This window comes from Coprococcus sp. AM14-16, assembly GCF_003434675.1.
GTDB classification, from domain to species: Bacteria; Bacillota; Clostridia; order Lachnospirales; family Lachnospiraceae; genus Coprococcus; species Coprococcus aceti.
This window is the reverse complement of record NZ_QTLL01000001.1, coordinates 1198434-1213909: the sequence shown is the minus strand read 5'-3', so window position 1 is coordinate 1213909 and position 15476 is coordinate 1198434. Positions and strand designations below refer to the sequence as shown.

The 15476-nt window shown below is 38.1% G+C and carries 13 protein-coding genes; all 13 read left to right on the top strand.

Going from position 1 to position 15476, the window contains the following annotated elements; genetic code table 11:
- Nucleotides 1–55: 55 nt before the first annotated feature.
- The 13 genes from DW159_RS05375 to DW159_RS05315 all read left to right on the top strand — a co-directional run bounded on the left by DW159_RS05375 (nt 56) and on the right by DW159_RS05315 (nt 15465).
- On the top strand, nt 56–982 hold the full coding sequence (locus DW159_RS05375; protein ID WP_117549208.1) for a DUF6273 domain-containing protein: 927 nt from the start codon (nt 56–58) through the stop codon (nt 980–982).
- Between the two features lie 293 nt (nt 983–1275).
- Entirely contained in the window at nt 1276–1707 is a 432-nt protein-coding gene (locus DW159_RS05370; protein WP_330410602.1) for a DUF6273 domain-containing protein, read from the top strand.
- A gap of 202 nt (nt 1708–1909) precedes the next feature.
- Entirely contained in the window at nt 1910–2341 is a 432-nt protein-coding gene (locus DW159_RS14015; protein ID WP_055280512.1) for a DUF6273 domain-containing protein, read from the top strand.
- Nucleotides 2316–2624, top strand: a complete 309-nt coding sequence (locus DW159_RS13815; RefSeq protein WP_278319469.1) for a DUF6273 domain-containing protein — start codon at nt 2316–2318, stop codon at nt 2622–2624. The genes DW159_RS14015 and DW159_RS13815 overlap by 26 nt, the downstream gene beginning before the upstream one ends.
- A 66-nt stretch (nt 2625–2690) precedes the next feature.
- The gene (locus DW159_RS05355; RefSeq protein WP_117549206.1) at nt 2691–3005 is read left to right on the top strand and encodes a hypothetical protein; all 315 of its coding nucleotides are present in this window, start codon (nt 2691–2693) and stop codon (nt 3003–3005) included.
- A 496-nt stretch (nt 3006–3501) separates the two neighbouring features.
- Nucleotides 3502–5169, top strand: coding sequence for an Hsp70 family protein (locus DW159_RS05350; protein WP_117549204.1), 1668 nt, complete (start codon nt 3502–3504; stop codon nt 5167–5169).
- Between the two features lie 20 nt (nt 5170–5189).
- Complete coding sequence (locus DW159_RS05345; protein WP_117549202.1) at nt 5190–5696, top strand: hypothetical protein; 507 nt, start codon at nt 5190–5192, stop codon at nt 5694–5696.
- An 8-nt stretch (nt 5697–5704) separates the two neighbouring features.
- Complete coding sequence (locus DW159_RS05340) at nt 5705–6574, top strand: hypothetical protein (RefSeq protein WP_117549200.1); 870 nt, start codon at nt 5705–5707, stop codon at nt 6572–6574.
- Nucleotides 6575–6699: 125 nt separating this feature from the next.
- Complete coding sequence (locus tag DW159_RS05335) at nt 6700–8211, top strand: hypothetical protein (RefSeq protein WP_117549198.1); 1512 nt, start codon at nt 6700–6702, stop codon at nt 8209–8211.
- On the top strand, nt 8211–11744 hold the full coding sequence (locus DW159_RS05330; RefSeq protein ID WP_117549196.1) for a hypothetical protein: 3534 nt from the start codon (nt 8211–8213) through the stop codon (nt 11742–11744). Before DW159_RS05335 ends, DW159_RS05330 begins: the two co-directional genes overlap by 1 nt.
- Before the next feature lie 34 nt (nt 11745–11778).
- Nucleotides 11779–12093, top strand: a complete 315-nt coding sequence (locus DW159_RS05325; RefSeq protein WP_117549194.1) for a hypothetical protein — start codon at nt 11779–11781, stop codon at nt 12091–12093.
- Complete coding sequence (locus tag DW159_RS05320) at nt 12090–12998, top strand: hypothetical protein (protein ID WP_055280523.1); 909 nt, start codon at nt 12090–12092, stop codon at nt 12996–12998. Before DW159_RS05325 ends, DW159_RS05320 begins: the two co-directional genes overlap by 4 nt.
- A gap of 13 nt (nt 12999–13011) precedes the next feature.
- Nucleotides 13012–15465: an ATP-binding protein gene (locus DW159_RS05315; RefSeq protein WP_055280524.1), complete on the top strand. Its 2454-nt coding sequence runs from the start codon at nt 13012–13014 to the stop codon at nt 15463–15465.
- The last annotated feature ends 11 nt before the right edge of the window (nt 15466–15476 follow it).

Genomic DNA, 15476 nt, shown 5'->3' with positions numbered 1-15476 from the left:
ATAAAATAGTGATAATTTGTAATGAATTTGATTATTAGTAGAAAGTGGGAGAGGTATGTTGTTAATAAAATGTCCAAAGTGTGGACGAGAAATATCAGATCGGGCATTAAAATGTTTTGGGTGTGGTATGGTAAAAGAAGACTTACAAGTAATGATTGAAAAAAAACAAAAGAACATCCAAATTGTGAAGGAAACGATATGTGATGCAAAGCCGAATATAGATAATGAGAAAATCAATAGTAAAGAATATAGTATTGAAGAAATTGTTGCTTACCCAACATTATCCTTAGTATTTGATTCGGATAAAATAGATTATCCTCGAAGTGAGGTTGCTAGGGGAAAAAGAATATGTGGTGAGAGCAGAGTGGAAGATGGCAAGTCTGAATATGATACATGCAAAGAAGGAGATGTTGTTAGGTTTGGAAAATATGCGGATCAGCCGATAGAATGGCTTGTATTGAAAACAGAGAATAATAGGATGCTGCTTATATCTAAAAATATTCTTGATATTATTCCTTATAATAAAACAAGACAATTAGTAAAATGGGAAGAATCCTATTTGCGAAGATATCTAAATAGCGAATTCGTTGAAAAAAGTTTTTCTAAAGAAGAGAAATTATGCATAGATCAAGTTTTTATAAAGAAATCAAGAGACAATGTATGTAGAACAATGGATAATAATGAGACTTTAGATAAAGTATTCTGTTTGAGCTTAAGTGAGGTGTGTGAATATTTTGAATGTTACAAAGATAGAATGGCTATTCCAACAGATTATGCTAAAGGTAAAGTTACAGCAGAAAGTATGAAAAGATTCATGGGAAAAAGAACTAAAGGCGCTAGTTGGTGGCTGAGATCGATGGGTTTGAATGGTGTTTTGGCTGCGTTTGTCTCGGGGGATGGCTTCGTTAAAGAATCTGGAATTGACGTGAATAGTGATTATTGTGGTATCCGACCGGCATTATGGATCAAATTAAATTGTTAAATCTAGTAGTGAAAGTTATATTATAAATAGTAAGGATTGTCTGTGCATTAGCGTTGCGTTTCGTATTGGAAAAAATACATTTTCTAATGGTGATTGGCGGTTACTTTCACCTAGAATAGATTGTAGTGTAGCAATGGAAGTGGGGGGGATACGTTTCAAACATATTATTGATGTTCAATTAGCTAATTTTGAGTTTAAGAAAACAGTTGTAACGCTAGGAAGATATAGGTGATTCCCAATAAACTGGATTATCTTATGTACAGACCGTATGAATGTTAAGGTTCTGTTGATATCTGAAAAAAACGCTTGGACTGGTTCAGTACAAAGAAAGCTTTGAGAATGTTACATGGAGAGAATGTACGTTGATAAATTGGCTTAATGAGAGCTTTTTTGATATAGCATTTAATACACAGGAGAAAAAAGTTATCAAGTTTACAAATGTTGTAAATAGTGTGGGACAAAACACGAAACATAAATGCACGGAGGATTTTGTATTTTGTTTAACTGCTGATGAGGCAAAAGGTTATTTTGTAAAAGACAGTTACAGAAGTGCGCTGGGGATAGGTGGAGAAGCATCCAGATGGTGGCTTCGTAATCCTGGGTACGGAAAAGTGTCAGCGGATGTGACTTTTGATGGGACAATTGATGAAAGTGGGTGCCAGGTAACTGATTTGTGCTCTGTTCGTCCAGCATTATGGGTGGACATGTCATATGTAGAAGGATAAGTGATAAGAGGTATTTGTTAGCAGAGAGGTGTAAGGATGGCTTTATTTATATGCCCCAGAATGCGGGTGTGAGATTTCATATTTTGCATTAAGTTGTCCTGGATGCGGAATTACGAAGACTGATATAGAAAGACTGCAGCATAAAGAACGATGCAGTAGACCAACCATTGCAGTACTCCAAAATATGGATAGAAAATATAGCATGGGATCTGAAGAAAAAGGTAAGTGCCCGAAGTGTAGAATAGAATATGACAGACGGATTTACTCATCATGTCCACTATGTGAAATGCGACGAAAATTGTTGGATAAAACAAAAGAAAGCATGCAGCAGTTGCAAAGAAATCAGGATCGCACTGTAAGCTATTTAAGAAAAGGCGATGAGATTGAGTTGGGTGAACTTAACGGAAATGCTATAGCGTGGATTGTATTAGACACGATGAGGGACAAGGCATTGCTATTGGCAAAATATGGACTGTCATATATGTCATATAACAATAGAATGTGGTCAGTAAGCTGGGAGAAAAGTAGTTTGCGTAAATATCTAAATGATGAAATTATTTACTATTTTTTTAGCGAAAAAGAGCAATCAAGAATTATAGAAATAAGCGTTGAAAATAAAGAAAATTTTAGGTAGTTGTGGTGACACAAAGGACAAGGTGTTTTTACTTTCTTTGGAGGAAGCAAGAGATTTGTTCACAAGTGATACAGAGCGGTTGTGTACTGTTGCGGAATATGCACTTAACAATGGGATTTTCAATGGTGAGGTTGAGTCGGGATGCTGGTGGCTTCGTTCGCCAGGAAATTATGATTACTATGCATCCTATGTCAGTGGTGATGGCACAATTGTTGTTGGAGGAAATAATGTCACCAGTGAACGTGGAGTTGTCAGACCTGCGATGTGGATAAAGTATTGTTGATATACATTCGGTGATATGTATAATGTCATCAGTTAAAAAATGAGATGTAGGGAGGAATAAGAGAATATGTCATTAATTAAATGCCCAGAATGTGGAAGAGAAATATCGTCTAGGGTTTCCAAATGTCCGGGTCGTGGGTTAAGTAAAGAAGAAATAGAGGATACTGTTACTGAGCAAAAAAGAATTGAAATTTCTAGTTATCCAACTATTTCATTTATATGTACAGAGGATAAGAAAAAAACTATAAATGGTAATGTGAAACAGAGTGTTGGTAATAAAACAACATGTCCTACTTGTGGAATGGGTTATGATAAGAAAATTTCTTTGACATGTCCTTTATGTGAACTAAGAAACAAAAATTTACAGCTAGCATTACAATGACGATGATAGTATTTTTCGAGAGTATAGCAATAATTACAATTTTTGGGAAACTATTTTTTGATATGTTTGATAATTGAAAAAAATGCAATAATTTTGGATGAAAAGATATTCTTTCTAAATTGCAATAATAAGTTGGACACTGGCTATGCAGCATCCACATGATAGATTTTATCTAGTTCTTCTTCGAATAGTTCATCTGAGGTTTTGTATCCCAGAAGCTTTCTTGGAAGGCTATTTATCCAGGTTTCAACATCAATGATAGCCTGAACATCGAACTGGTCAATACTTAGAATATCCAACTATTTCAAAAGTTTGCAGGGCAGATATTGGATGAAGGATAAAATAAGAAAAGAAAAATCGGTCAAAAAATTACGTTGCGTGGGCAGGATTATATAAAATCAAATAAATTTAATTATTATATGGAGAAAAAACTGGATGTATTGTATAATTTTATAATGATTTTATAATTATTAACAATCATGCTGGAGGACTTGAAATGAACTTAGGAATAGATTTTGGAAGTACATATACAACGGTTTCAAGATACAGGACGGATCATGAGGTACTTGAAGCGTATGACACTGGTGATGGAGTTGCCATCCCGTCTGTTGTGGCAGTAAATTCGAATAATAACAAAACATCAACAGGATTTGTGGCCAAGGCGAGAACCGGAAAAAAGGGCTTTAGATCGTTTAAGGCTTTTAAGATGCTGATGATGGAGCCGGACAAATCGCTTGTGGAATACAGACAGTATGATGATGCATTCACTCCAAAGTGGGCAGCTGAGACATTCTTGAATGAAGTTGTTTTTGAGGCCGAGAAAACGTTTGGAGAGAATACAGTAGAGCAGCTGGTTGTGGGAGCTCCGGATGTCTGGTTTCACAATTTTGAAACGCTCAGTGGCAGGGCGATGGTCCGCGATATATGTAGTTCTATAGATACAGTCCAGAATGTGAAAATAGTAAGTGAACCGGTACTTGCAAGTGCTTACTTCGCTTATAATTTTCAGAAGGCCACAGGACAACCGTTTGATGGCGCAATCCTGATAATTGATTATGGTGGCGGAACTCTTGACCTGAGTCTTACAGAGATAAGAAAAGGCAGAAATTCTGCGTATGAGATAAAGATGCTTGAAAGTAATGGCGCTGGGGAGAACACAGATAAGCACATAGGCAACGCCGGAATTGTATATATGGAAACACTGCTTGCAGATTTAATACGCAAGGAACTTCCGGAAGAAGAGGCTGAAAAACTTATAGGTACTTCCGCATTTTATGCCGGAGTAAATGAGCTGGAGAAGATTTTAAAGCAGGGGCATAAAGCAGGAGAGATTGAAGATACATTTGAGATGATGGGTATAGATGATCTGGATTCCTTGGAGGACTGTGTCCTTGAAGAAACAGTTCAATGTGGTGGTGAAGATTTTGAGATAAGCTATGCTGATCTGGTAAGAACATATAACAATGTGATACGACATGTTTTTGATGAGAAAATGGATGAGATGATACAGTGGGCAAAGAAAGACCATGGTATTGATGTGTCCAAGATAAAAGATGGCAATTTGAAAATAGCCTTAGTCGGTGGTTTTGGAAACTTTTATCTTGTGCGTGAGCAGATGCATGAGAAATTTGGTTTTTCAGACAGTGATGACAGGGAAAAAGGCATCATACATAACGAACAGGATAGAGAGCGCGCGATATCCTATGGCGCAGCACTGATCGCATCGGGAGTATTCGAAACGTGTAAGACTGCTCCGTATTCTATAGGCATCAGGTCGACGATCAATGGTCAGCTGAAAACAGAGTATATGATTCATTATCTTGAGGAGATAGAGATGAATCAGCCATATTACATAACAGATGACAATGGTGACAATAAGGTGCTGTGTCTGGCAAGCAACTGGGCTGAAGAGTTTGTTATTGATTATGGAAGGGGCAATGGAGAGGCAATCCGTTTTAAAGCAAAAAAGAAGTTTAAAGAGAAACTGGCAAACCTTGTAAAGAACGATTTAAAGACATGCTGTTTTGGCGTGTCATTTGGTGAATCTGATATTTTGAAGATTCATATACGCGAGTATGACTGTATACAGGGAGAATTTGCTGAAAGTGATACTGTTGAAGAGATAGGCAAGTTTGAAGATGTCTTTGAGAAGATAACGAGATAAAAGAGGAGGATAAGGATAATATGAAATGTTTAGTGTGTGGAAATGAACTCAATCAGATGACGGTATGTCCGGTATGTGGTGAAAAGGTTGTTGCAGTAGTAGGTGACATGACTGATGAACTGCAGAAGAAGTTTGCTGCAATGGCAAGCAATAAACGTCGGATAATGCTGAGTAGTGTATCTGCAGAACTGAGAAGTTATTATTGGAAAGATGTCGACGGTGAGCTTGTGGAGAGATCAAGACAGGACATCCCTATTGTTCAGAATATGGGTGACTTGGATTTTGGACATGTTGTCTGGGGAAATACTGAATATGCCAGACAGACAGCAGGTGAGGAATTAACACTTAATGTTGTTATAAAATATGCGAATGGTTACAGCCATGAAGAAGTGGCAAAAGTTGTTGCACCAGGAACATCAGGACTCTGGAGAGTGGGATGCGTTTTAAAGCCAGGACTTAGAATAGCGATCCGAGTTGGGAATGAACAGACATATTCAGATTCAGAAGAAATCAATTTGAAAGGTTAGAATGGATAATGGGGAGTGTAGATATTCGCTTTGTTTTTGCCGATACGGAAGATATATATTTCTCAAATCATTTGCTAAAACTTGATTTTGAGCAATACGTTCATTTAAAACTGCAAAATGAAAACTTCCAGAACATTTATTATTTTAATAAGCCTAAGACTAATAATGAAATGGTACGCTTAAACTGCGAGAATTATTATGAACTCAGGCGGTATTGTGAAAAGACCAAAAAGAGTTTATTTAAAAAAACTGCAGACGTGCCAGCATACAAAAAGGAGAGAATGCGGACAAATTCGCAAAGATCAATGTATGTATACGAACATCCCAAGAAGGTGTTTCTGGAGAATATGGCATCGCTTACTTCAATATCAGAGTCTTGTGCATTTGTATTTTATATTAGGAGTTACAGCGATATCATATCATTGGATGATAATTTAAAGATAAATAGAATACTCCAAAAGGATAAGGCAAACAACTCCAGAATACTTTTTCTTATTGTAGTAGATGAAAATTATACAGGCCCACTGCCTTTCTTTCCGGAGATTGTTCTTTCAACAGAGATTGTAAAAAGGATAAATATCAGCGGTAATTTTGATTCTCTATTAATGAAACTACAGACGGTCAATGTGGACTGTGAGACGTGGCAGGCATTTAGCGTAGAACAGATAAACCGGATGATACAGCGTGCATTGTTGAGTTCTTCGGAAACATACGATAACAGTGCAATAGATGTGGTTTCAAGATTATTATATAAAAGACTGGTAGAAGATGGTAAGTCAACTCTATTTAAATTAAAAGTGAGTGATCAAAATGATCTATTCCAGATTTTTCAGGATCCGGAGTATATGCATAAAATTATGCAGCACAGGATAGAGTAGAGTTGAAAAATAAGAACTGGATGATAGAATGTGTCAAGTTATTTATGAAAACATGATACGCTGCTCCAACCATTTGGCAAAGGCAAATTCTATATGGCTGGAGTTCAAATACAGGAGATTAAAATATGAATTTTGGTACAGTTATACAGGCTGTAGAGGCAAATCAGGAAAAAAGTGAAAATGAATTTACAATGGAGGATCTGCTGGGACTGGTTGTTGATATGTTTAATGCTGCAGGTAGAAGTTTCAAGAACGCAAATATTCAGGGGGTAAGTAAAGTCGAGGATATCAGAGTCGAGGATGATAACAGATTTATCAGGAACCTGTGCAAAATGTCTATCTCAATGGGGCGTATTTATAACAACAATAAGGATTTGTTTAGCGAGAACAGCATGACTGTTATTGAACGAAAGGCAATAGATGCTTTGAGCGAAGTTGAGGCACAGGCAGTTATTCTGGATAAGCAGATAAAGGAAGCAGAAGAGAAACAGCAGGAACTGGAAAGCAGAAAAAATGATCTGGAAAAGAAAAAAGAAGAGCTGCACTCTATAGAGTTTCAAAGTAGGCAGTTAGAGGAAATGAAATCAAAGTACGAGGATATGCTTGCCAGAGTCGATACGATGCAGCAGGAGATAGATAACTACACTTCGATTCAGATACCAAATGTTGAAGATCAGATAAAGACGTGCGAAGAAACACGTGGTAAACTGAATCAGGAGTATTCGGATCTATGCAGTGCATATGATGAGGCTGTTATGAAAAACCGTGAAATACAGCAGGAAATTGAAGACAAGGAAAAGGCTGTGGAGAGCGCCCAGTTAGAGCGTGATAATTACAGACAGAAGATATTCGAGGCGGAGAAGACAAAGACGGGCTTACAGGAAGAGTCGAATAATCTGAGGGTAGAGGAAGAACAGATAGGAAAAGACATAGAAGCTCTTGAACTACAGAAAGATGATGCAATAAAGCAGATAGAAATTATAAAAGACAAAAAGATGAGCCTGGATGATGCTGTTCGAAAAGTACTGGCCGACCAGAATTACTGGGAGGTGGAACAGGACAGAGCCCAGGCAGAATATGACAGGATTTTACAGGATCATGCTGAGGCGAAAAACAATGCTGAAAAATATGAAACGGAATCTAGAAAGCTCTCTAACGAAATAGATATCTTAAAAAAACAATGCGAGGAAGAAAAGGCTAAGATATCTAATAGCAGCGAGATGCGTGAGCTGTATAAGAGCCGGTATGCTGAAATAAAGAAGGAGCAGGAAGATAAGTGTCAGGATATAGATAATCAGAAAAAGCGAATGGAGAATGCCAGGATAGAGTTTTATATTCTGAAAGCAGATCTGGAGCGTGTGATCAGAAATTCTCAGATTCAGCATGAAAATCTTGAAAAGAAACAGTTGCAGCTGGCGGATCAGATAAAACCATTACTTGAATTGGTAAAGGATTCGAATCTGCAAAAAACATATGAAAACAATGACAACAATAATGGCTATGAGATGGTAAGAACTCTCAGAACAGCTCTTGAAACTGTGAGAAAACAAACAAATGATCAGATAAGACATGAGAAGGATGTCTTTGCAGATACTTTAAGAAAATTAGAAACAGATGAGATTTATGGAGGGGTATGATGAGTAAAGAAGTCATAATGAAGTGCCCAGACTGCGGTACAATAGTAAAAGGAAAATATGGATTTTTAAAACAGGAATTTACATGTCCCAGCTGTTCAAAAAAAATAAATCCAAAGAATGATTCGTATGAAACTGTGGTATGTAGACATTGCGGAAATACTGTAATACATGACACGAGAGTAGGATCTGATCAGAACTGTCCGGCGTGTGGATATTCACTTTCACAGCACAATGTTTCTGATATAGAGCTTACATGTCCTTCATGTCATATGAATCAGAGAGTGAAATACAATGAGATTACCCATACGTGCCCTATTTGTAATTTCACGTTTAATGTTGAAAAATTAAAGGGTGTCAAGAATGCATCTGAAAGCGGAGCTGCAACAGTTATAACAGTTCCGGATAATAACACAGATGTCATATGGAAACATCCTATGACATATTTCCCATTTGCCAGTCATGTTGTTGTTCCGGAAGGGTACAGTGCGTTGATACTGCGCGACGGAATATGTTCATCGCCAGCCGGAACGGGTAAATATTTATTATCGGATACTATAAGAACTATTACAGAACAGCTTGAGTATGCAACGCTTGAGAAGAACGCTCAGGTTTCGGTACAGATATTTTATGTCCGTAAAAATATAGACAAGCAGATGAAATGGGTAGTTATAAAGCAGCCGGTTTCATATCCAAACGGCGAACTTGCTGGTTCACTCAGCTTTGGCGGTGGAATTACAGTTTCAGTTAGTGATGCAAAGCGTTTTGTTGAATTTGTAGGATACGAAAATGCTTCAGCAGATAAGCTTATAGTGACGCAGGCAGAGGATGGTAACAATTCAAAACTGTATGAGAAGGTTAAGTCGATTTGTGCAGAGGTAGTGGAACAGGTGCTGAAATCAGCAGTATATACTAATGGCTTTGCATTTACGGTACTTGATCAGAATAGTTCGTATTTTAAGGGCCTGGCACAGACGGAAATAGACAGACAGCTTAATGAAATTGGTTTGAAAATAAGTCTGTTCTCTTTGGATTTTGTGCGTTTTGAGGAAGATGAAGAACGAATAAAGGAAAAAGAGCAGAACAAGGCACATGTTGAAACAGCCGAAATGATAGACAGGCATATAGAAACTTTATTTGACTGGGAGTCTCCGATTGTTCCAATTCATATGAAGAATGATATTACCTTGTCTGCAGATGTTAAGTATGGCGGAACAATTAAGTTCAGAATCAACAACAAGGAGCTCTTTAGCCAGATCTCCGAGGTTCAGTATTGGATTAAAAAGGGTGCTGACGAGCAGGCGATAAAGAAATATGCTACTGATCTTGTAAAGCAGGCAGCAGGGGAAGTGCTTGGGGATATTCTTCAGCAGATGATAAATGATGTTGATGCAGACATCAGAGATCTGGCTGTATATCACCAGTATATGAGAAATAATGCAGAAAAGGCACTTTCGATATTCTTTGAGAGATATGGACTTGCGGTAGAAATGTTCACTATGCATGAGAAAGAGCGCATGGAGTCACCGGCACTCATGACGCTGGGACGTGCTCAAGAACACAAGTCCGTTGAGAATATAAATAAAGATTTGTACTCATTTGATCAGCAGATGAAGGTGGACAAATCAGCGATTGAAAACAAGACGAAAATAGATCTTGATACACAGGCGGTAAACACCGAAGCTGCCATAACCAGAAATAATCATGGCAGAGCACAGAATACCATCGACAATATGTACATACAGAACAATGTTGTCAATGCGAAGGATGATATTGAAAGACAGCAGAAGCTTAAGTATGAATCCTGGGCAAGAGAGGATGCTGAGTCGAAAAATGAGTGGCAGCATAGCCAGAAACTGAAGGGATATCAGTATCAGTCTGAACTTGCAGGTGCAGCACATAATTCAAAGATGCAGGATTATGGATATCAGTCAGAGATATCATCAGCGGTTCATGATGCGAACGTTCAGAATATCCGTCAGAACAAAGAGGAAAAACAGGAATTACATTATCTTAATCAGCAGGAAATTGAAAATCGTGCAAAGGAACTCCGGACAAAATGGGAGGCAGACAACAGAAATCAGCACGACCAGCTTAGCAGTGCCATTCAGATGGAAGAAATGAAGTGGAATGCGCAAAAGAAGTTCACCCGTGAGCAGTCGGCGCTTGAACATGAGCTGGAGCAGGCAGCTACAGAAAACGAGCGGGTTATAAACAGCATTATGCGCAAAATTTCAGAGAGCGATCTGGAACTGGCTGAAAAGAAGGCAGCATATAATCGTATGCTGAGAAATCTGGATGCGGAGGATGAGCTGAGACATATGATTAATAAGGGAAATGCTACAGCAAACCTTGAATATAATGCGGCTCATTTAAAAAATATTCTCACAAAAGAAGAGAATGATCTGATGGAAGAACTTCAAAGCAGAGCAGATGCCAGAATGGAAAAAAGAAAAAATGCAGACTTTATCCGCTCAATGCAGGTAGAGGAGCGGGACAATGAATACAGGATGACTATCCTGAAGATGGAGTATGAGCGAGATAAATACAAATCCGAAATGGAATACGAGCGTGACAGACACAGATCGGATATGGAATATGAGCTTAAAACAAAGGATAAGCAGATAGAGGAACTGAGAGAGAAGTTAAAATACAATTCACATCTGAATGATAATGATGTACAAAAGGCTTCTATATATGCATCAGCTGATGTTGAGATTAAAAAGTCTGAAAACATGTATAGGGCATCGCATGACAACATGGTTGCCTCGTTGGAGGAGAAAAAGCATCAGGCAGAGATAGACCTTGAAAACAAATATATGGACAGGCTGGACGAACTGTTGAGCCAGGTTCTGGCAATTGATGCTGCGGTAAAGAAGTATTCGTTTATAAACGAAAAAGAAGCTATTCATGCAAGCGCAAATGTCCAGATGGTGAAAGCTGCAGCAGAAGCACAGTCAAACGTTGCACAGTCGGTTATACAGCATTCTGCAATGGCTGATGAGAACAGCAAAAAGTTCTGTGATGATATGCAGACAAGAATTGCAGAGATGGAAGAAATGATGAGGAAGATGAAGAAGAATATAAAGTCTATAAAGGAATCTTCCCGCAAAAAAAATAAGAGAGATGATGTAAATAGAGGTTATGGAGCTCCGGACGATTATGGAAGAACAGCTGCAACTCCTAACTATGGAGATCCAAGAAATAATGGCGGTTCACCGTATACTAATTACGGCGGCTCAGTAAACAGCGGCAGCTCGGCATTTCCAAACTACGGGGATTCAAGGACTAATGGCAGCTCACCGTACACTAATTATGGCGGCTCAGGAAATAGTGGCAGCTCGGCATTTCCAAACTATGGGGATTCAAGAAATAATGGCAGCAGAGTATCTCCTTATGATGGGCAGACAACAGATGGAATGAGTAGTTCATCATCTGCTTATCAGGGAAGCCAGCCGGGAGCTTCCTGGTGCAGCAAATGCGGTGCTTTAATTCCTGTTGGAAGCTTTTGCTGTCCAAGATGTGGTTCAAAATAATTTGTGAAATGTGTAACAGGAGGGTTTATAAATCGTGAATGATGAGGTTTTTAGCAAAATCCAGAATAAGCTGATTCTGGATGAAAAATACAGTATTTTGGATTCGGCAATTACAACAGCAAATATATTAACTTGTTATAACCCGGAAATCAGGGATACTATAATCGACTGGGCAGAGGGCAGGGATGTATCAAAATTCGTATTAAACGAGTCTACTGTTTCAGATGTGGCAGATGAACTGTCATGTTCTGAATTTCGGGCACTGTGCTTTATGAATGCACTTACAAAGGATATAGATATTTATATGGACGCAATATTACAATTTGAAAAGGATGATATTAGAAAATGACGAATGGAAGTAAATTAGATGCATTCATACAGGAAATAGATGTATCAGGATGGGATAATCTGCCGCCAGACAAACGCCTTGAAATATTGCAGAGGTTTGAGAATGTGATGGCTGAATCAGAGCAGAGAGATGCACTTAAAATAAATGTTATATCTGAAGAAGAATATAGGAAATCACCGGGAACTATGGGATATTTTGATGGAAAAAGTATTAATATTAATCCAAGATTTCTTATAGGTAAAGGTATGGTTGCTGGTACAATTTCCAATTTCAGCATTGCCAAGGCACTTGGGACAATAGCACATGAGGGAAGGCATGCATGGCAGCATTATGTTGTTGATCATCCGGAAAAAAATATTGTCGATGAAAAAACAAGAAATAAAATTATGATGAATATTGTAATGTATTGTAGTCCATCCGATGATGAAGATGAGCCACTACTTGATATCAGTCACACATTGTACGAAGCACAGTTGATTGAGCTTGATGCAAGACGGTTCCAAAAACAGGTATTGCAGTACATTTCCCAGAAAATGGAAGAGAAAAAGGGAGTGAAGGATAGGACTTTCGAACACGCAGTGAGACAGTGTATAGCAAGAGAACGAAACGAGACAGTACGTTTATTAAAGTATTTTGAAGAATCGGATTTAGCGGAATTAGAACAGAGTTTTAAAGAAAGTTTTAAAAAGCAGACGGGAATTGATGCATTTGACGATCCGGAACTTTCGATGTTTGATGATGCGCTGGAGTTTCTAAGGACCAAAGATCAGTACAGTTTTGTTGAAGGAAAACCTATACAGAAAGTCTGTGGTTACAGCGAAAAAGAAAAAATTGATTCCTTCAAAGAACGGGATACTTTGAATAAGCCGAGGGTCAGATATCGTGGAACTAAAAAATTTAAGTGAGAGGGTTTGATGAATGAAAGTGGAATTTTATAGTGAGAAAATGCCTGATAAAAGCTGGATGTTTGCTACAGTGCTGGATATTTCAGAAATTGTTGATGCTGTGACGAATGAACAGCTGTCAGAGTTTCTAAAAGAATTTGGCAGATCGGGATGCTCGTATGAAATGATATTTGAAACGGACAGTGATGGTAAAGAAGTCTGTAGTTTACTGGTTAGAGAGAATAGCTTCAACCTGGGAGAACTCAGAAATACTTTTGAGAGCTTTGTAAATCTGCTGATCGATAGACTAACATACGAAAACTATAAAATTTCACTGAAGAAACCTGAAGATACAAAAAAACTGATAGAAAGACTTAACAGTAGAAGAAGACTGTATCTGTGTGTTCCTGGGGACAAATCAAAAGATTTCAGGCTGTGTTATATTCCAGGTGGATATATCCGCGTTGAACCGGTTGATTTTATGTATTTAATGTCAATTATAAAATCAAGTCAAAATGCAGGACTTAGTATTCAATTTACTACCACACGTATATTAGAGATTGAAAATCATAGAATTGAAGAGATTTTAGACTGGATACAGAAAACATTCACAAATTCAGATGAAATCGGGTATGCGATAAATATGTATCAGCTTTATAAATCAATGGCGATGAAGAATATTTTCTTCACATGCCTGAGTTTTTGGGGTGACGATGAGACCTCTGACCAAATCGCATACGTTTTCAGAGGTAAAGGTTATGGGATACAGAGAGTGCCTGATGAACTGATTTATAAGAGAGATTATCTGCTGGATGGAGGACAGATGCTGCCGGGATATGCAACGGCAGCTGCACATTACAGGTCTAATTTTAATATAGTTATCCCGCAGGGGTTTAACAGGCTGGATTATCTGATGACTGCGGATATGCTGGATTGTATATTTAGCGCAGACAGTCAGGAGAGTGAAGACGGTCAAAGAAAAGTAAATGACATAAAGATACCAGAGGAATTTCTCGATGGAGAAGGTATAAAAATCGGAACAGAAGACAGGAAGAATCAGTCGATATATATACCATTGCCACAGATAACAAAACACATGACAATAGCTGGTATGTCGGGGGCAGGAAAGACGACGCTATTATTCAATATACTGATTGAATGCCAAAAGAAAAAGATACCATTTCTTATAATAGAGCCAACAAAGACGGAATACAGGGAATTGGTTGATGTTATTCCTGATATGAATATTTATACGCCGGGAAATACTAAAATTTCACCAATTATGTTTAATCCGTTTCTGCCACCGGAAGGAGTCACTCTTGAACAGTTTCTGCCGAGTCTGTTATCCTCTTTTCAGGTTGCATTCTCTATGACGACACCGCTTGATGTCATATTTTCAGAATCTGTCAGAAATTGTTATGCAAAATACGGGTGGCGTAATGACAGTACCAGAGATTGTGCTGGGGTAAGGCACTTTGGACTTCATGAGTTTATTTGTGAATTTAAAGAAGAGATAAAGAGGTCTTCGTATGATTATGAATCCAAGCAGAATCTGAACAGCGGTGGAGTATATAGATTACAGAATCTTATCAATAACAATCCATACTTGTTTGATACAGACAAGACGGTGGATTTAGATAAAATGCTGACTGGCTGTACATTGATTGAACTGGATGCGATAGATAACCAGGAACAGAAGACGTTGTTTATGTCTATGTTGTTATTGCAGATCAAACTATATATTCGCCAGAAACAGGTTAAAGACAGCAGACTTAAGAATCTCATACTTGTTGACGAGGCCCATGTCCTGCTTGGAGCCCAGACACATTCCCGGACGGGTATTGGTGAGGTGAGTTCGGTCGATACATTAGAAGACTATTTGCTGGATATGGTGAAGGTAAACAGAGTGTATGGAACAGGAATGATATTTGCGGATCAGTCACTGGCTATATTAGAGAGTTTTGTCAATAATTCCAATATAAAAGTAGTCATGCATCTGGAATCGTACGAAGAGAGAATGTTCTTGAAAAACAATTTAAATTTATCAGAAAATGTTTATAACGGAATTTCAAAGCTGAAAGTTGGGCAGTTTTACATTTCCTGTGAGCGATTGCCAAAGCCTATATTGGTACAGATGGATGACATACGACAGAATTATAAGATTTCAAGTGATATAAGTGACGAATTTGTAAGAGAAAAAATGCAGGATGCATATATATTGCCGTTTGCTGAATGTGCCTGTACACAAGGCTGCGATATTCATATCCGAAATGAGGCAGATTTTGTTGCGAGAAATGTATGCAGCAGATGTGAAAACTGTATTGATACTAATGTGGCAGGAACAGGAAATGCTGATAAAAAGATTGACAACCTTATTTCAGAGATGATAAAGGGGAACAAGGATGAAGAGCAACTGTTCCAGTGTGCAAAACTTATGACAAAACGAATGATGCAAAGGCGAGCTCCTTTGGATGATCAACAGGATTGATAGAAGGCTGG

Bases quoted from the DNA above. Each gene is read 5' to 3' on its own strand.
- DW159_RS05375 (WP_117549208.1), top strand. From the start codon at position 56: ATGTTGTTAATAAAATGTCCAAAGTGTGGACGAGAAATATCAGATCGG.
- DW159_RS14015 (WP_055280512.1), top strand. From the start codon at position 1,910: ATGGGATCTGAAGAAAAAGGTAAGTGCCCGAAGTGTAGAATAGAATAT.
- DW159_RS05355 (WP_117549206.1), top strand. From the start codon at position 2,691: ATGTCATTAATTAAATGCCCAGAATGTGGAAGAGAAATATCGTCTAGG.
- DW159_RS05350 (WP_117549204.1), top strand. From the start codon at position 3,502: ATGAACTTAGGAATAGATTTTGGAAGTACATATACAACGGTTTCAAGA.
- DW159_RS05345 (WP_117549202.1), top strand. From the start codon at position 5,190: ATGAAATGTTTAGTGTGTGGAAATGAACTCAATCAGATGACGGTATGT.
- DW159_RS05340 (WP_117549200.1), top strand. From the start codon at position 5,705: ATGGGGAGTGTAGATATTCGCTTTGTTTTTGCCGATACGGAAGATATA.
- DW159_RS05335 (WP_117549198.1), top strand. From the start codon at position 6,700: ATGAATTTTGGTACAGTTATACAGGCTGTAGAGGCAAATCAGGAAAAA.
- DW159_RS05330 (WP_117549196.1), top strand. From the start codon at position 8,211: ATGAGTAAAGAAGTCATAATGAAGTGCCCAGACTGCGGTACAATAGTA.
- DW159_RS05320 (WP_055280523.1), top strand. From the start codon at position 12,090: ATGACGAATGGAAGTAAATTAGATGCATTCATACAGGAAATAGATGTA.
- DW159_RS05315 (WP_055280524.1), top strand. From the start codon at position 13,012: ATGAAAGTGGAATTTTATAGTGAGAAAATGCCTGATAAAAGCTGGATG.